Genomic DNA, 17,728 nt, shown 5'->3' with positions numbered 1-17,728 from the left:
TGCCGTGATCGGAGAGACTCCGATCACGATACGATCGACAGCGTTCTCGAACGTCTATCTCCGACTCGACGGTCGAGGAGTCACATCCGAGACCGAGAATGGCGGCGGACTGGCGAACTGCCAGTTCAGCGCCGGCACCCCCGGGCCGTACGAAAGGTTCAAGATTCGTCCACAGGCCGACGGTACGTTCTCGTTCGAATCGGCTGTCTTCCCGAACGTATGGCTCCGCATGGACAGCCGAGGGGTCACCGCGCAGACCCCGAACGGCGGCGGCCTCGTCAACGCCAGATTCAACGCCAACGGCGGTCCCGCCGAGAAGTTCCGGCTCCACCCCCACGCAGGCGACGCGTTCTCCTTCGAGTCGACCCTCACGTCGAACGTGTTCCTCAGGATGAACGGCACCGGCGTTACCACAGCCACCGACAACGGCGGCGGTCTCGTCAACTGCCAGTTCAACGCCAACGGCGGGATCCACGAGAAGTTCGTCATCTCGATGATCGATCAACGACTCGAATTCGCCATGCAGCGCCAGGAGCAGGGCATGTGGTGCTGGTCGGCGGCCACCGTGAGCCTCGCGGCCTACTACGACCCGAGCACCCACTGGACCCAGTGCACCCTCGCCAACGCGGAGCTCAACCGGAACGACTGCTGCGTACCTGCAGGTTTCGAGTCACCCGGCAACCAGGGCCGGTGGCCGGACACGGCGCTGCAGCGCGTCGGCGTCCTTCGTCGACGCGAGAACCGCGCCCTGACCCCTGCCGAGATCGGAGCCGAGATGGCTGGCTCGACCCCGATCGGATTGAACACCTCCTGGCGGGGCGGCGGCGGGCACATCCTGGCGATCCGTGGACGTTTCTTCCTCGACGGGGAAGAATACGTCAGTGTCGCAGACCCGTGGTACGGCGACTCCGACGTGTCGTACAACACCTTCCGCAACGCGTATCAGGGAAGCGGGACCTGGAACGTCAGTTACAAGACCCAGTGCTAGGAGATCGACATGCCACTCGAAATGCCGGATCCGCCGAGCGGCGTACGCGACCGAATCCGGTCGAGGATGCGCACTTTCGCGGACGCCTCCAAGTTCTCGACCAAGGCTCTACGCAACGCCCGGAAAGATCAGCTCGAATTGTCGACGCCGCACCAGGTCTACGTGCTGGGGCTCGACGACATCATCGCCGGTAACGGGTTGGACAGCGCGCAACCGGTGGGCTGGCGTTACCTGATCGAGGAAGCCGGACAACCCATCGCCAGCGCCGAGACCGCTTCCACGCCGGACGGCACCGAACAGATGTCACAGTTCACCGAGGGACCGTTCGTCGCGTCGACCAACAAGGCGCTGAAGGGCGTACTCAAACTGGCCACGCTCAAGACCGGCCGCTACGAGCTACGCCTGCTACGGGTCCCCGCCCTGTACGTTATGGCGCTGTGGCTGCATCTGCCCCGACGGGATCTGATCATTCCGCTGGAACCGTCGCCGGTCGGGAAGGAAGACCGGGTGGTACCGGCGGACGAATTCCTGAGTGACCTGGCGGACAAGGCCAGGACCATGCTTCCGCCCGATCCGTCGGAAGCACCAGGGACGATACCCGGCTCCTGACCCCGCAGGGTCTCGTCGTCGACGGCGGACCCCGTAGTGGTCCGGTCCTCGTGCTGCGGGGACCGGACCACTACCACGGTGGCGATCGGCACAGTGTGGGTCAGACGCCGGCGACCGCTGCGATCCAAGCTCGGCTGGCGGCGATCGAGGCATAGTTCTGCGAGGTCGATCCGTTGGAGTTCGAACAGACACCGACCTGTTGTCCGGCGTAGAACTGCGGACCACCCGAGTCGCCCTGCCAGGCGATTCCGGTCGCCGGGGAGCTACGGATTGCCGGTCCTTCGTACGCGTCCCGACCCCGCACCGAGACGACCTGCACCGAGGCCGTCTTCAGCTGTGCCGACACGTCGCAATTCAGGCACGAGCGACCCCAGCCGTAGATGGTGTTCGTCGAGCCGACTGGCGGATCGCTGGTGGCGAGCGTGACGTACGTGGTGCTGATCGGTGTGCTGAGATACAGCAGCCCGATGTCGTACAGGTATCCGTCTTGCGAGTAGGTCGCGCTGACCGCGCTCACCTGGCCGCCGGTGGCGTGATGGACACTGCCGACCCGAACCGACATCGAGCCGCCGATGCAGTGCTCGGCAGTGAGCACCCAGCGGGAAGCGATGATCGAGCCGGAGCATCTGAACGAGCCGTCGCTGTAGACAGCGGCCGCCCAGGGTGCCGACGAGACCGTGTCGCCGCCGATGATCTGCTGCGGTGCGGCGGCGGCTGTCGATGGAGTCAGGGCAGCACCGACGAGTGCCGACGCGACCACTGCCAGGAGATTACGGATACGCAAGACGGCACTCCTCACTGAGCAGACACCCAGCCAGGCATCGGCCCGCACCACAGATCCCGGCAACGATCTTATCGACGACAAGATCGATACACAACATGCATTGACCTGCGCTGATAGCCGCAGAGTCGACGGGATGCCGGTCCAGCGTGGTCGATTCCCCGAGTGGACGGTAGCGCCGCGCTGATCCCGAAGTGCTCCTAGTATCCGTGATAGGAGTGTCCCGACAACCGTCGAAAGTGCGATCGATGCGACCTGACGACGACGGCACCGACGACCAGGAGACCGGACACGGTGCCCGCGGGGATTCGGACCGCGACGAGAAGTTGCGCCGGTTCGCCGACCGGCTCGACAAGCCGCTCGGCGTCCTCGGCGTACTGTTCCTGCTCCTGGTGATCGGGCAGTTCGTCACCACCCACCCACCGACGGCCGTCGTGCTGGGCGTCGCCAGCTGGGTGCTGTGGGTGGTCTTCGTCGCCGAGTTCGCGCTCCGTGCCTGGTTGGGCCGGCACCACCCCGGCCGGTTCTGGCGACGCAACTGGTGGCAGCTGCTCTTCCTCGCCGTACCCGTGCTGCGGTTCGCCCGGGTGGCGCTGGCGCTGCGGACGGCCCGCGCCGGCGCTGCGATCACCGCCGCCGTACGGGGCTCGCGCTCCGCCGGCCGGTTGCTCACCGACCGGCTCGCCTGGCTCGTCGCGGTCACGGTGAGCCTCATCCTCGCCGCCGGCCAACTGCTCGTCGTCTCCGGCTCCTACCCGAGCTATGCGCAGGCCCTGCACGACGTCACGCTCACCACGATCACCGGTCAGCGGATGGCCGCGCGGGACCCGTTCGCCCAGGTTCTGGAGCTCATTCTGGCCGCGTACTCGGTCGTCGTCTTCGGCACCCTGGCCGGCGCGCTCGGTGCCTACTTCCTCAGCAACCGGCCGACCTCCGACGGCGGCGACAACGACGACCGGGACGGTGCCGGTGCCGGTGCCGGTGCCGGTGCCGGCTGACCTGATCGCGCGACTGACGCCGGTCGCCAGTTGCGGCGGGCCGGTCCCCGTGGTGCGGTCGGGGACCGGACCGCCAGGTACGAGCAGTACCGTCAGCCGGTGACCGAGTTGAGCGCGGCCAGATAGCCGTCGCGGTAGCCGGCGGCGTTCGGGTGGTACGCGGCGATCAGCGCGGAGAAATCGTTGATCCACGGGGTGGCACCGCAGACCCCGTGCCCGGCGAACTGGCTCCGGGTGTCCACGAAGGTCGCACCGGCGGCGGCGGCCCGGTCGGCGGTGACCTCGGCGAGCAGGTCGGCGGCGTCGTTGATGATGGTGCGCTTGGTCAGGCTGACGGCGAACAGCCCGCAGTTGCGGACCTCCTCGAACAGTCGCGGGTAGCCGAGCACGATCAGCTCGGCGTTCGGGGCCCGCTGTCTGATCGCGGCGTAGGTGGCGTCGAGCCGGCCGGGCAGCTGGCTGGTGGCGAACTGGCGGGCCCGGTTGACGGCGCTGGCGCAGGACGATTCGCTGCCGAGCCGGCAGTTGAGCACGACATCGGCGAACCCGGCGTCGTTGCCGCCGATGGTGATGGTGACCATCGTGGTGTTGGCATCCAGTACGGACAGTTGGTTGTCGAGCACGTCGGCGGTGACAGCGCCGCCGCAGGCGACGAAGCGGAAACTTGCCGGCGAGTTGGCCGCCGCCCACAGTGGGGCGTACGACCGGTTGCTGCGTAGGCAGGTCGTCTCGTAGGGGGCGGCGCCGACGCCGGAGGAGAACGAGTCGCCGAGGGCGGCGTAGTGCACGGCGGGGGCGGCATGGGCGGGTACACCGGCCGCGAGGGTGCCGGCGCCGACGGCACCGAGGGTGACGGCCAGCGCGAGCGCGGCGCGGGCCAGGGGGCGAAGGGTCATGGACGGACCTCACGAAGGACGGGGGGATCCTTGGGGCCGCGCGCGTGGCCATGGGGAGCAACTGTTGTTACTAGCCGGTAATGCTATCGAAACATCTGCATTCCCGGAAGAGCCCTCACCTCACCATGATCGCGATTCCACCCCCATGATCGCGACGATCTTGCACTTATCGATAGACAAATCGGAGAAATCTTCTCGATAAGTGCAAGATCGTCGCGGAGTCAGGCGTCGCGGAGTTGGCGTCGCGGAGTCAGGCGGTCAGCGGGGAGTGGTCGCGAGGGGCTGCATGGTGGGGGTCACCGGGGCGGGGAGGTCCCCCACCCCGCCGAGGTAGGAGTGGATCGCGGCCGCCGCCGCCCGCCCCTCGGCGATCGCCCACACGATCAGCGACGCGCCCCGGTGCATGTCCCCGGCGACGAACACGCCCTTCGTTGCGGTCTGCCACTGCCCGTCGGAGTCGACCGCACCGCGCCGGTTGCGGACCAGCCGCAGCTGCTCCAACAGCGGCTGGGGTTCGGTGCCCTCGAAGCCGATCGCCAGCAGCACCAGGTCCGCCGGCAGCTCCCGCTCCGATCCCGGGACCACCGTCAGGATCCGCTCGCCGTCGACCTTCGTCACCGTCACCTCGGCGATCCGCACCGCCTTCACCGCGCCGGTGCCGTCGTCGACGAACTCCTGCACGGCGACGGCGAACACCCGCTCGCCGCCCTCCTCGTGCGCCGGGTACTCGCGCAGCACCCACGGCCAGGTCGGCCACGGGTCCCGGGCCTCGTCACGGGCGCTCGGCGGCTCCGGGTACAGGTCCAGCTGGTACACACCGGCCGCGCCCTGGCGGTGCGCCACCCCGAGACAGTCGGCGGCGGTGTCCCCGCCGCCGATGATCACCACATGCTTGCCGGCAGCGTCGACCGCCGGCTGCCCCGCCCCGGCGGCCACCACCCGGTTCGACTCGACCAGATGCTCCATCGCCAGGTGCACCCCGCGCAGCGCCCGGCCCGGCGTCGCCGGGGTGTCCCGGCCGGCGAGCGCGCCACAGGCCAGCAGCACCGCGTCGTGGTCGGCCCGCAGCTGTGCGGCGGTGACGTCGACCCCGATGTTCACCCCGGTACGGAACTGCACCCCCTCGGCCGCCAACTGGGCCATGCGCAGGTCGATGTGCTGCTTCTCCAGCTTGAAGTCGGGGATGCCGTAGCGCAGCAGCCCACCGATCGCGTCGTCGCGTTCGAAGACGGTCACCGCGTGCCCGGCCCGCGCCAACTGCTGCGCGGCGGCGAGCCCGGCCGGACCGGAGCCGACCACGGCGACCCGCCTGCCCGACGGCGCCGGCACCTCCTGCGGAGTGATCAGTCCGGCGTCGACCGCCCGGTTGATGATCTCCACCTCGACCTGCTTGATGGTCACCGGTGCCCCGCCGCCGATGCCCAGTACGCAGGCCGCCTCACACGGTGCTGGGCAGAGCCGGCCGGTGAACTCCGGGAAGTTGTTGGTGGCGTGCAGCGACTCGATCGCCGCCGCCCAGCCGCCGGTGCGGACCAGGTCGTTCCAGTCCGGGATCCGGTTGCCCAGCGGGCAGCCGTCGTGGCAGAACGGGATCCCGCAGTCCATGCAGCGGGTCGCCTGCTCGCGGATCAGCTCGTCGGTGGCCGGCGGGTAGACCTCCCGCCAGTCGGAGATCCGCACCGGTACGGGGCGGCGCTGCGGCAGCCGCCGGTCGAACCGCAGGAATCCGGTCGGGTCAGGCACGAGCCACCTCCATGACGGCCTCATCCACGTCACGGCCGGCAGCTTCGGCGGCCCTCATCGCTTCCAACACCCGCTTGTAGTCACGCGGCACCACGACGGCGAACTCCTCCACCGCCTCCGGCCAGCGCTTGAGCAGTGCCTCGGCCACCGCCGAGTCGGTCTCGGCGAGATGCCGCTCGACCAGCTCCCGCAGCATCGGCTCGGCCTGCGCCGACACCGGCTCCAGGTCCACCAGCTCCCGGTTGACCAGCCGCTCGTCGAGCCGCCACAGGTACGCCGTACCGCCGGACATGCCGGCGGCGAAGTTGCGCCCGGTGGGGCCGAGCACCACGACCGTACCGCCGGTCATGTATTCGCAGCCGTGGTCGCCGACGCCCTCGACGACCGCGACGGCGCCCGAGTTGCGCACCGCGAACCGTTCGCCGACCCGCCCGCGCAGGAACAGCTCACCGGCGGTGGCCCCGTACAGGATGGTGTTGCCGGCGATGATCTGCTCCTCGGCACCGGCGCCGCCGGGGGCGGCGAACGGTGCCGCCGCGTCCGGGCGGACGACCAGCCGGCCGCCGGAGAGTCCCTTGCCGACGTAGTCGTTGGCGTCGCCGTGCAGCCGCAGCGTCACCCCACGCGGCAGGAACGCCCCGAACGACTGCCCGGCGGTGCCGGTGAGGGTGAACTCGATGGTGTCGTCGGGCAGCCCGGCCCCGCCGACCCGGCGGGTCACCTCACCGCCGAGCATCGCGCCGACGCTGCGGTGCTCGTTGCGTACCGCCACCGCCGCCTGGACCGGGGTCCGGTCGGTCAGCGCCGGGCCGGCCAGCGCGATCAGCTCGTTGTCGAGTGCCTTGTCCAGTCCGTGGTCCTGGGCGCGGATGCCGCGCAGCGACGCACCGGCCGGCAGGGTCGGCACGTGCAGCACCGCCGACAGGTCCAGCCCCTTGGCCTTCCAGTGGTCCACCGCCGGGGCGGTGTCGAGCAGGTCGGCCCGGCCGATCGCCTCGTCGATCGACCGGAAGCCCAGCTCGGCGAGGTAGCCGCGGACCTCCTCGGCGAGGAACAGGAAGAAGTTCTCCACGAACTCCGGCTTGCCGGTGAAGCGTTCCCGCAGCACCGGGTTCTGGGTGGCGATACCGACCGGGCAGGTGTCGAGGTGGCAGACCCGCATCATCACGCAGCCCTCGACGATCAGCGGGGCGGTGGCGAAGCCGTACTCCTCGGCGCCGAGCAGGGCCGCGATCAGCACGTCCCGGCCGGTCTTGAGCTGCCCGTCGACCTGGACGGTGACCCGGTCGCGCAGCTTGTTCAGCAGCAACGTCTGCTGCGCCTCGGCCAGGCCCAGCTCCCACGGGGTGCCGGCGTGCTTGAGCGAGTTCAGCGGTGACGCGCCGGTGCCACCGTCGTGGCCGGAGATCAGGATGACGTCGGCCTTGAGCTTGGCGACGCCGGCGGCGACGGTGCCGACACCGATCTCGCTGACCAGTTTGACGTGCACCCGGGCGGCCGGGTTGACGCACTTGAGGTCGTGGACCAGCTGGGCGAGGTCCTCGATCGAGTAGATGTCGTGGTGCGGTGGCGGCGAGATCAGTCCGACGCCGGGGGTGGCGTGGCGGGTCTTGGCGATCCACGGCCACACCTTGTTGCCGGGCAGTTGCCCGCCCTCGCCCGGCTTGGCGCCCTGGGCCATCTTGATCTGCAGGTCGTCGGCGTTGACCAGATACTCGCTGGTGACGCCGAACCGGCCGGAGGCGATCTGCTTGACCGCCGAACGGCGGGCCGGGTCGTAGAGCCGGTCGACGTCCTCGCCGCCCTCGCCGGTGTTGGACCGCCCGCCGAGGCGGTTCATCGCGATGGCGAGGGTCTCGTGCGCCTCGGTGGAGATCGACCCGTAGCTCATCGCGCCGGTGGAGAAACGCTTGACGATCTCGCTGGCCGGCTCGACCTCGTCGAGCGGGACCGGCTCACGTACCCCGGTCCGCAGGGTGAACAGCCCGCGCAGCGAGCCGGCGCGTTCGGCCAGCTCGTCGACGGTGGCGGTGTAGCGGCGGAACACGTCGTACTGCCCGGAGCGGGTGGCGTGCTGCAGTAGGAACACCGTCTCCGGGTTGAACAGGTGGATCTCGCCTTCGCGCCGCCACTGGTACTCGCCGCCGACGTCGAGGCGTCGGTGCGAGCGTTCGGCGCTGTTGGCCGGGTAGGCGCGGGCGTGCCGGGCCGCGATCTCGGCGTGGATGCCGGCCAGGCCGACGCCGCCGACCGTGCCGGGGGTGCCGGCGAAGTAGCGCTCGACGACCAGCGGGTCCAGGCCGACGGCTTCGAAGACCTGCGCCCCGCAGTACGAGGAGACCGTCGAGATACCCATCTTCGACATGATCTTCAGGACGCCCTTGCCGAGCGCCTTGACGTAGTTGCGGATCGCGACGGTGGACTCGATGCCGGGCAGCGCGCCGGTGGCGATCAGGTCCTCGACCGACTCGAAGGCCAGGTACGGGTTGACCGCGGCCGCGCCGTAGCCGATCAGCACGGCGGCGTGGTGCACCTCGCGGCAGTCGCCGCTCTCGACGACCAGCGCCACCTGGGTGCGGGTCTGCTCGCGGACCAGGTGCTGGTGCACGGCGGCGGTGAGCAGCAGCGACGGGATCGGGGCCAGATCGATCGTGGAGTCCCGGTCGGAGAGCACGAAGATCCGTACGCCGTCCTCGATCGCCTCGGAGACGTGCCGGCAGATCTGGGTCAGTCGGGCCTTGATGCCCTCGGCGCCGTCGCGCAGCGGGTAGAGCCCGGAGACCCGGACCGCCTTGAACCCGGGCAGGTCGCCGTCCTCGTCGATCGACAGGAGCTTGGCCAGCTCGTCGTTGTCGATCACCGGGTACGGCAGCACGATCTGGCGGCAGGACGCCGGCCCGGGGTCGAGCAGGTTGCCCTCCGGGCCGATGGTCGACTGCAGGCTGGTCACCATCTCCTCCCGGATGGCGTCCAGCGGCGGGTTGGTGACCTGGGCGAACAGCTGGTGGAAGTAGTCGAACAGCAGCCGGGGCCGGGTGGACAGCGGCGCGATCGGGGTGTCGGTGCCCATCGACCCGATCGGTTCGATGCCCTTGCGGGCCATCGGCGCGATCAGGATCTTGAGCTCCTCCTCGGTGTAGCCGAAGGTCTGCTGGCGGCGCTGCACCGAGTCGTGGGTGTACACGGTGTGGTCGCGCTCGGGCAGGTCGTGCAGGTCGATCAGCCCGGCGTGCAGCCAGTCCGCGTACGGCTCGGCGGCGGCCAGCTCGGCCTTGACCTGCTCGTCCTCCACGATGCGCCCGGCGGCGGTGTCGACCAGGAACATCCGCCCGGGGCGCAGCCGGCCCTTGGCGACCACGGTCGCCGGATCGAGGTCGAGCACCCCGGCCTCGCTGCCGAGCACGACCAGGCCGTCGCTGGTACGCCACCAGCGGCCGGGACGCAGGCCGTTGCGGTCCAGCACCGCGCCGACGATCTCGCCGTCGGTGAAGGCGACCGACGCCGGGCCGTCCCACGGTTCCATCAGGCTGGCGTGGAAGCGGTAGAAGTCGCGCTTGGCCGGGTCCATCCCGGGGTCGTTCTCCCAGGCCTCCGGGATCATCATCAGTACGGCGTGCGGCAGGCTGCGCCCGGCCAGGTGCAGCAGCTCGAGGACCTCGTCGAAGTTGGCCGAGTCGGAGGCCTGCGGGGTGCAGACCGGGAAGAGCCGGCGGATGTTGCCCGGGATGTTCGGCGTGGCCAGCAGCGCCTCGCGGGCGTTCATCCAGTTCTTGTTGCCCCGGATCGTGTTGATCTCGCCGTTGTGCGCGATGAAGCGGTACGGGTGGGCCAGCGGCCACGACGGGAAGGTGTTGGTGGAGAACCGGGAGTGCACCAGGGCGATCGCGCTGGCCACCCGCTCGTCGCGCAGGTCCGGGAAGAACTCCGGCAGCTGGTCGGGGGTGAGCATGCCCTTGTAGACCATGGTACGGCCGGACAGTGACGGGAAGTACGCCGGCACGCCCCGCTCGGCGCTCTCCCGCTCGGCCTGCTTGCGGACGCAGAACGCCACCCGGTCCAGGTCCAGCCCGGTCAACGGGGTGCCGGCCGGGCCGGCGGGCGCGTCGGTGAGCCGGTGCGCGGCGAGGAAGAGCTGGCTGATCCGGGGGCGGGCGGCGTCGGCGGTCTCGCCGAGCCCGTCGGGCTGCACCGGCACGTCCCGCCAGCCGAGCACGTCGGCGCCTTCGACCAGGGCGTACTTCTCGACGATGCGGCGGACCCGGGCTTCGTCGGCCGGGTCGGTCGGCAGGAAGACCAGGCCGGTGGCGTACTGGCCGGACGGCGGCAGCGCGAAGTCGACGACGGCCCGCAGGAACTCGTCGGGGACCTGGATCATGATGCCGGCGCCGTCGCCGGTGTTCTGCTCCGCGCCCCGGGCCCCCCGGTGGTCCAGCCGGCACAACGCGGCCAGGCCCTTGGCCACGACGTCGTGGGAGCGGCGACCGTTGAGGTCGGCCACGAAGGCGACACCGCACGCGTCGTGTTCGCGGGCCGGGTCGTAGAGACCCTGCGCCGGCGGCGGTGCGGCCTGCGGCCGGGACGCCTGCGGCGGGCAAGGGTGCGGTCCCTGCGGGTACGGAAGAACCACCGGGCCTCCTGTCGTCACTCGCGCATGAACAGATTCGGGACGACGTCGGCCCTGGAGAGTTTATTGAGTCTACGTGAGGGGCCACCGGACATCACCAGTGCGAATTGATCACACGTCCACAGTATGGGACGTGTAGTCTCACAAGGTGGCCAACCAGGAAGACCGACTCCTCGATCGGCTGGACCGGTTCTGCGATGCCGTACCGCGTGCCGCCGCCCGCCCCGAAGAGCTGGGCGATTATGTACTTTTCGTCCGGCGGGAGGAAGCCGGATGGCCGTTCTACGCCCGCCCGCGCCTGGGCGTCGCCACCCCGCCGGCCGCCGCCGACATCACCACCGTACGCGCTCGACAGCGCGAACTGGGGCTTCCCGAGTCCTTCGAATGGATCCACGAGATCCGGCCCGACCTGCTCGCCGTGGCCCGCGCCGCCGGCCTGGGGGTCCACCAGGCCCCGCTGATGGTGCTCGACCCGGCGGCCCTGCCCGCCGACACCCCCGCAGACCCGCCCGCCGTACGGCTGCTCGACCCGGATTCGCCCAGTTTCGAGACCGATCTGGCCACCTGGTTCGCGGTCACCCAGGCCGCCTTCAACCCCGTCTCGGCCGCCGACGGACCGCTGCCGACCACCGGCACGGATGCACCCGAGATTGTTACAGTGACATTTCCCACTGTCGACAGTGGTGATCGGGCATCGGGTACGCAGTGGTCGACAACCGGCGCGACGGCCGTCGCGCCCGCTACCGCCACCGCCGGAGCGGACGCCGCGTCCGGCGCCACACCCGCATCGACTTCCCAAACCGGTCAGGCCGCGCAGGCCGGCCCGGCTGCCGGCCCGGCTACACCGGCCACCGCCCTGTTGCCGGCGGCGGTGGTCCGCCACGAGGGCGACGCGATTCGCTCCGGCCGCCTCCGGATCGCGCTGGCCACCCTGCCGGGGCGGGTCGACCCGGTCGCGGTCGGCTCGGTCAGCCGGGTCGACGACGTCGCCGAGATCGTCGGGGTCGGCACCCTACCGGCGGCACGCCGGCAGGGCCTCGCCTCCGCCGTTACCGTGGCCCTGGCCCGCCGGGCCCTCGCCGACGGCGTCGAACTGGTCTTCCTGGCCGCCGGCAGCGACGACGTCGCGATGCTCTACCACCGGCTCGGGTTCCGCCGCGTCGGCACCGCCTGCATCGCCAACCCGACAGCCACCGTCTGAAACAGCCAACCCGACATCCACCTCTGAAACGACAGCAACCGGTCGGGACCGAGGGGACCGGTCAGGACGGTGGTGGACTCCACCGGTCGGCGGTGGCCGCGACGTTGCCCAGCAGCCGAGGGCTGATCGTGCCGAGCGTGGCGTCGCGGGCCCGCAACGCCAATCGCCCCCGGGCCTGCAGCACCGCCGCCATCCGCCGGCTCTGCCGCACCATCGCCACCGCCCGGGGCCGCCGCAGCCGGCTGTACGCGGCCACCGCGTCGGTCAGCTGCGGGCCCGGCACCGCGTCGCGGACCACCGCGCACAGCGTCGCCGCGTCCTCGAACGCCAGGCAGGCGCCCTGGCCCAGGTGGTGCGACATGGCGTGCGCCGCGTCGCCGAGCAGGACCACCCCGCCCGGACCGGCCGGGAACCCGTACGAGGGCGGCAGTGGCCGCAACTCACGGACCTCGGCCTGGACCAGGTCCGCCGGTTCGGTCGCGGCGAGCAGCTCCCCGACCGGACTCGGCCAACCGGCGAACCAGCGGCGCAGCAACGTCAACTGGGTCGCTGGCGGCTCCGGCCGGGACGCGCCGGCCGCCGTCGCCACCCAGTAGATGCCGCCCCGGCTGGAGCCGCCGGCCGAACCCCGCTCGCCCAGCGACGCCGACACGAACCGGTACCCGGCACCGAGGATCTCCCCCGAGATGCGCTCCGGCGGCAACTGCGGAGCCCGGTACCAGGGGACGACCGCCCGCCAGGCGGCACACCCCGAGCTGATCACCGTACTGGCCGGGGCCAGCGCCGGGCGCAGCGTGCTCTGCGCGCCGTCCGCCGCGACCACCAGGTCGGCCTCGACCACGCCCCGGCCGGTGGTCACCGCCGGCCGGTCCGTCGAGGCCGGACGCAGGCCGCGCACCGCCACCCCGGTACGGATCTCCACCTGCTCGCCGAGTCCGGCGATCAACGCGTCGTGCAGATCCTCCTGATGCACCACCACCGGGATCCGCTCACCGGCCTGCGGACGCGGCTGCACCAGCCACTGCCCGTCGGGCCGGCGGACACCGTGGTACGACAACCCGGTGGCGATCGCGTCGAGCCCGCCGCCGAGGCCGAGCGCCTGCAACGCGCGGATCCCGTTCGGCCAGAGCACCAGGGCGGTGCCGGCCGACCGGATCCGGTCCTGCCGCTCCAGGAGCGTGACCCGCCACCCCGTCCGGGCCAGCGCGCCCGCGACCGCCAGCCCACCGACACCGGCCCCCACCACGACGGCAGTACGCATCCGCCCCGCCTTCCCGGATCGATCGTCGGGCCACCCGATGCGGTGGCCCGGTCAGCGCCCGGACGTGTCCGGCTTCTTCTCCGTGACGGCCACGGTCTCCGCGGCCGGTGCCGAATCATCCGCAGACGCATCCGCCGGTGCCGGCTCCGCTGCCGGCTCATCCGCAGATGCCGGCTCCTCGGCCGGTGCCGGCGCGTCCCCGGTCGGCGCGGTGCCGGTGCGCAGGTACTCGGCGTACTGCGCCTCGTCGACCACCTGGTAGCCGCCGACGACCTCGGTGGTCGCCGGTGCGGCGGAGACATCGACCTGCGACACTCCACCACTGGTGGAGGTGCCGGAGCCGGCGGCCTGCCCGGAGCCGGACGTGTCCGCCCCGGCCGACCCGCCGGCCGCACCCGGCGTACCCGCCGCGCCGGCGGCAGGCAGCGGCGGCAACGGGTCACCGGCGGCGTCCAGCGGGATCAGGAACTGCTGCGGGCCACGGACCCGGACCAGGTACGCCAGCGCGCCGAGGAAGACCAGCACCGAGGTCCACACGTTCAACCGGACCCCGAAAATCTCGTTGGCGGTGTCGGTCCGCATCATCTCGATCCAGAACCGGCCGGCGGTGTAACCCATCACGTACACCGCGAACGCCCGCCCGGCGCCGAGCTTCCACCGGCGCTCGGCCAGGATCACCAGGCCGGCGACACCGACGTTCCAGATCGCCTCGTACAGGAACGTCGGGTGGTACAGCCCCGGCTCCAGCACCGGGTTGCCCTCCGGATCCCGCAGCGCCTGGCCCGGGTTGGCCCGGTCCATCTGGTGCACCTGCAGCCCCCACGGCAACGTGGTCGGGCCGCCGTACAGCTCGTTGTTGAACCAGTTGCCGACCCGCCCGACCGCCTGGGCCAGCGGCAGCCCCGGCGCCAGCGCGTCGGCCACCACGGTCAGCGGGATACCGAGCTGGCGGGCGGCGAGCCACGCACCCACCGCGCCGCCGGCGACCGCGCCCCAGATGCCGAGCCCGCCCTGCCAGATGTAGAGGGCTTCGATCGGGTTGCCGTCGGCGCCAAAGTACTCCTGCGGCGAGCTGACGACGTGGTAGAGCCGGGCGCCGATGATGCCGGCCGGCACCGCCCAGATGGCGATGTCCAGCACCGCCCAGGGTCGGGCCCCGCGCTGGCGGAGCCGGTACTCGGTGACCGCGCAGGCCACGACGATGCCGGCGACGATGCAGAGCGCGTACGCCCGGATGGGTATCGGACCAAGCTGCCAGACCGCGGTGGCCGGGCTGGGGATAGCGGCGAGAGTCACGGATGCACACGCTACCGTCGCGACCTGTCCACCCGGCACCCCGGTCGGGGTGGGAAAACCCGCGTGTCTCACCCCGGGCACCGCCGGACCGGGGGTCGGCGGTGGACAGCCCCGGCTCAGCGGCGTGCCGGCCGGGGATCAGCGGGTGACGGCGCGGACCCCGTCGGCGAGCTCACCGCTGAGCCGACACAGCGCGGCCAGCCCACCGGCCAGGTCGGGGGCGTCGAGCAGGCAGCGGATCAACGCGCTGCCGACGATCACCCCGTCGGCGAAGGAGCCGACCTGCGCTGCCTGGGCACCGTTGCCGACCCCGAGGCCGACCCCGACCGGCAGGTCGGTGACCGCGCGCAGCCGGCGGACCAGCGTCGGTGCCGCGTCCGAGGACTGCTCCCGGGCACCGGTGACGCCCATCAGGGCGGTGGCGTAGACGAAACCCCGGCAGTGGCGCACCGTCATCGCCAACCGGTCGTCGGTCGACGACGGCGAGACCAGGAAGGTCCGGTCCAGGCCGTACGTGTCCGACGCCGCCAGCCACTCGTCGGCCTCGTCCGGGATCAGGTCCGGGGTGATCAGGCCGGTCCCACCGGCCGCGGCTAGGTCCCGGGCGAACGTGTCGACCCCGTACCGTTCGATCGGGTTCCAGTAGGTCATCGTGACCACCGGGGCACCGGTGGCGGCGACCGCCTCGATGATCCGCAGCGCGTCGGTGATGCGTACCCCGCCGGCCAGGGCGATGTCGCTGGCCCGCTGGATCACCGGGCCGTCCATCACCGGATCGGAGTACGGCAGCTCGACCTCGATGACGTCGACTCCGGCGTCGACCATCGCCCGCATCGCCGTGATGCTGTCGTCGACCGTCGGGAAGCCGGCCGGCATGCAGCCGACCAGGACCGCCCGGCCCTCGGCGCGGGCCTTGTCGAACGCGACCGTGATGCTCATCAGTCCTGCCCGTCGAGGATGCCGAAGTACGCCCCGGCGGTGTGTACGTCCTTGTCCCCCCGGCCGGAGAGGTTGACCACGATCGTCGGCGTCCGGCCCAGCTCGGCCGTCAGCTCGGGAACGATCTTGATCATGCCGGCGAGGGCGTGCGCGCTCTCGATCGCCGGGATGATCCCCTCGGTACGGCAGAGCAGTTGGAACGCCTCCATCGCCTCGGCGTCGGTAACCGGCCGGTAGTGCGCCCGGCCGGTGTCGTGCAGCCAGGCGTGCTCCGGGCCGACCGCCGGGTAGTCCAGCCCGGCCGAGATCGAATGCGAGTCCAGGGTCTGCCCGTCGGCGTCCTGCAGCAGGTAGGTACGGGCGCCGTGCAGCACCCCGGAGGATCCGCCGGTGATGCTGGCCGCGTGCCGACCGGTGGCCACCCCGTCGCCACCGGCCTCGAACCCGTAGAGCCGGACCTGGTCGTCGCCGACGAATGCGTGGAAGATGCCGATCGCGTTGGAGCCGCCGCCGACGCAGGCCGCCACCGCGTCCGGCAGTGCCCCGAGGGTCTCCAGGCACTGCGCGCGGGCCTCGTCGCCGATGCCGCGCACGAAGTCACGGACCATCGCCGGGAACGGGTGCGGCCCGGCGGCGGTACCGATCAGGTAGTGGGTGTGGTCGACGCTGGCCACCCAGTCGCGCAGCGCCTCGTTGAGCGCGTCCTTGAGGGTGCGCGAGCCGTTGGTGACCGGCACCACGGTGGCCCCGAGCATCCGCATCCGGGCGACGTTGAGCGCCTGCCGTTCAGTGTCGACCTCGCCCATGTAGACCACGCATTCGAGGTCCAGCAGGGCGGCGGCAGTGGCACTGGCCACTCCGTGCTGCCCGGCGCCGGTCTCGGCGATGATCCGGGGCTTGCCCATCCGCCGGGTCAGCAGCGCCTGACCGAGCACGTTACGCACCTTGTGTGCGCCGGTGTGGTTGAGGTCCTCGCGCTTGAGCAGCACCGTCGCGCCGACCTGGGCGGAGAGCCGCTCGGCCCGGTACAGCAGGGACGGGGTGCCGGCGTAGTCACGCAGCAGCCGGGCGAAGTCGGCCCGGAACCCGTCGTCGGCCATCGCCTGCCGGTAGGCGACGTCGAGTTCGTCGAGGGCGGCGATCAGCGCCTCCGGGACGAACCGGCCGCCGTAGCGGCCGAAGTGACCCGTCCCGTCGGGCAGCTCGCCGGGGTGGGCACCGGCGGCGGTGCCGGCCGGGGCGCTCACCGGACCGGCCGTGGGGTCGCCGGGTGGTTGCCCGCGTTGACCAGTTCCGCGACCGCGTCCCGGGGGCTCTTCTGGGTGACCAGGCCCTCGCCGACCAGGACGGCGTCGGCGCCGGCCGACGCGTACCGGATCAGGTCGTGCGGCCCGCGCACCCCCGACTCGGCGATCTTGACGACGCTGTTCGGCAGGCCGGGGGCGATCCGCTCGAAGACCGACCGGTCGACCTCCAGGGTGCGCAGGTCCCGGGCGTTGACCCCGATCACCTGGGCACCGGCCTCCAGGGCCCGGTCGGCCTCTTCCTCGGTGTGCACCTCGACCAGCGCGGTCATGCCCAGCGACTCGATCCGCTCCAGCAGCCCGACCAGGACGTTCTGCTCCAATGCGACGACCATCAGCAGGACCAGGTCGGCACCGTGCGCGCGGGCCTCGTGCACCTGGTAGCTGGAGACGATGAAGTCCTTGCGCAGCACCGGCACGTCGACCGCGGCCCGCACGGCGGTCAGGTCGTCCAGTGAGCCGCCGAACCACCGGCCCTCGGTGAGCACGCTGATGCAGCGGGCACCGCCAGCGGCGTACTCGGTCGCCAGGTCCGCCGGATCCGGGATGTCGGCCAGCGCACCCTTCGACGGCGACGACCGCTTGACCTCGGCGATCACCCCGACCCCGGGCTTGCGCAGCGCCGCGCACGCGTCGATCGGCGGCGGTGCGGCGGCGGCGAGCTCACGGATCCGACTCAGCGGCACCAGTTCCTCGCGACGCTTCAGGTCGGCCCGTACGCCAGCAAGGATCTCATCGAGAACGCTGAGTGCCGGCGCCGCCGGTCCGGCGCTGTCTTCCTGGTCAGCAGTCACCAACGGACTCCCCTCTCCGGGTGTCATGCGCCCGATGCTAGGCGGCGGCGCAGGGTAACCAGAGCCGGGGGTATGGCGCGCCTCACGAATTGGACTGGGGCATAATGTCCAACCTTTTGTGTCAACGACATCACCCACCGTGCTCACGCGCCGACCCGACCGGCCCATGCCTGCGGAATCTCCGCGACTCCATCGACATTGATCTTAGCCTGCCGGCCGGTCACGGCCCGCTGTGGCACAGATCAACATCGGCGGTACGGACGTCACCGGTGCACCGGGGCGATAGTTGACACA

13 protein-coding genes are annotated in these 17,728 nt (G+C 71.3%); 4 read left to right on the top strand and 9 right to left on the bottom strand.

Annotation, left to right across the window (positions count from 1 at the left end; translation table 11 throughout):
* The first annotated feature begins 229 nt into the window (after window positions 1–229).
* Together ACN28F_RS27945 and ACN28F_RS27940 are read left to right on the top strand one after the other, a co-directional pair.
* Window positions 230–988: a papain-like cysteine protease family protein gene (locus tag ACN28F_RS27945; RefSeq protein ID WP_421360441.1), complete on the top strand. Its 759-nt coding sequence runs from the start codon at window positions 230–232 to the stop codon at window positions 986–988.
* Window positions 989–1,009: 21 nt separating this feature from the next.
* A complete protein-coding gene (locus ACN28F_RS27940; RefSeq protein ID WP_421360439.1) occupies window positions 1,010–1,597 on the top strand; it encodes a hypothetical protein in 588 nt (195 codons plus the stop codon).
* Between the two features lie 100 nt (window positions 1,598–1,697).
* Here ACN28F_RS27940 and ACN28F_RS27935 read toward each other — a convergent pair whose 3' ends face one another.
* Window positions 1,698–2,381: a S1 family peptidase gene (locus ACN28F_RS27935; protein WP_421360437.1), complete on the bottom strand. Its 684-nt coding sequence runs from the start codon at window positions 2,379–2,381 to the stop codon at window positions 1,698–1,700.
* A gap of 245 nt (window positions 2,382–2,626) precedes the next feature.
* Between ACN28F_RS27935 and ACN28F_RS27930 the strand changes: the two genes are divergently transcribed.
* Window positions 2,627–3,376, top strand: a complete 750-nt coding sequence (locus ACN28F_RS27930) for a hypothetical protein (RefSeq protein WP_421360435.1) — start codon at window positions 2,627–2,629, stop codon at window positions 3,374–3,376.
* A 92-nt stretch (window positions 3,377–3,468) separates the two neighbouring features.
* Here ACN28F_RS27930 and ACN28F_RS27925 read toward each other — a convergent pair whose 3' ends face one another.
* The 3 genes from ACN28F_RS27925 to gltB all read right to left on the bottom strand — a co-directional run bounded on the left by ACN28F_RS27925 (window position 3,469) and on the right by gltB (window position 10,642).
* A complete protein-coding gene (locus ACN28F_RS27925; protein WP_289205425.1) occupies window positions 3,469–4,272 on the bottom strand; it encodes an SGNH/GDSL hydrolase family protein in 804 nt (267 codons plus the stop codon).
* 258 nt (window positions 4,273–4,530) lie between these two features.
* Window positions 4,531–6,015, bottom strand: a complete 1,485-nt coding sequence (locus ACN28F_RS27920; protein ID WP_289205424.1) for a glutamate synthase subunit beta — start codon at window positions 6,013–6,015, stop codon at window positions 4,531–4,533.
* Window positions 6,008–10,642 (bottom strand): glutamate synthase large subunit, encoded by a 4,635-nt coding sequence (gltB, locus tag ACN28F_RS27915; RefSeq protein ID WP_421360433.1) that lies wholly within the window; start codon window positions 10,640–10,642, stop codon window positions 6,008–6,010. The genes ACN28F_RS27920 and gltB overlap by 8 nt, the downstream gene beginning before the upstream one ends.
* Window positions 10,643–10,787: 145 nt before the next feature.
* On the opposite strand from gltB, the gene ACN28F_RS27910 reads away from it, so the two are divergent.
* Complete coding sequence (locus ACN28F_RS27910) at window positions 10,788–11,840, top strand: GNAT family N-acetyltransferase (RefSeq protein ID WP_421360431.1); 1,053 nt, start codon at window positions 10,788–10,790, stop codon at window positions 11,838–11,840.
* 61 nt (window positions 11,841–11,901) lie between these two features.
* Here ACN28F_RS27910 and ACN28F_RS27905 read toward each other — a convergent pair whose 3' ends face one another.
* From ACN28F_RS27905 to trpC, 5 genes are all read right to left on the bottom strand, one after another.
* On the bottom strand, window positions 11,902–13,101 hold the full coding sequence (locus ACN28F_RS27905; protein ID WP_289205421.1) for an FAD-dependent oxidoreductase: 1,200 nt from the start codon (window positions 13,099–13,101) through the stop codon (window positions 11,902–11,904).
* A gap of 51 nt (window positions 13,102–13,152) precedes the next feature.
* Window positions 13,153–14,397, bottom strand: a complete 1,245-nt coding sequence (gene lgt, locus ACN28F_RS27900; protein WP_421360429.1) for a prolipoprotein diacylglyceryl transferase — start codon at window positions 14,395–14,397, stop codon at window positions 13,153–13,155.
* A gap of 138 nt (window positions 14,398–14,535) precedes the next feature.
* Window positions 14,536–15,339, bottom strand: a complete 804-nt coding sequence (trpA, locus tag ACN28F_RS27895; RefSeq protein WP_421361543.1) for a tryptophan synthase subunit alpha — start codon at window positions 15,337–15,339, stop codon at window positions 14,536–14,538.
* The gene (gene trpB / locus ACN28F_RS27890) at window positions 15,336–16,583 is read right to left on the bottom strand and encodes a tryptophan synthase subunit beta (protein ID WP_289205420.1); all 1,248 of its coding nucleotides are present in this window, start codon (window positions 16,581–16,583) and stop codon (window positions 15,336–15,338) included. The genes trpA and trpB overlap by 4 nt, the downstream gene beginning before the upstream one ends.
* Window positions 16,580–17,461, bottom strand: coding sequence for an indole-3-glycerol phosphate synthase TrpC (trpC, locus tag ACN28F_RS27885; protein ID WP_282228184.1), 882 nt, complete (start codon window positions 17,459–17,461; stop codon window positions 16,580–16,582). Before trpC ends, trpB begins: the two co-directional genes overlap by 4 nt.
* Between the last annotated feature and the right edge of the window lie 267 nt (window positions 17,462–17,728).

The organism is Solwaraspora sp. WMMA2101, from assembly GCF_049179175.1.
In the GTDB taxonomy this organism is placed as follows: domain Bacteria; phylum Actinomycetota; class Actinomycetes; order Mycobacteriales; family Micromonosporaceae; genus Micromonospora_E.
Note: the sequence above shows the minus strand (reverse complement) of the source record. Positions and strands in the feature narration are given on the sequence as shown.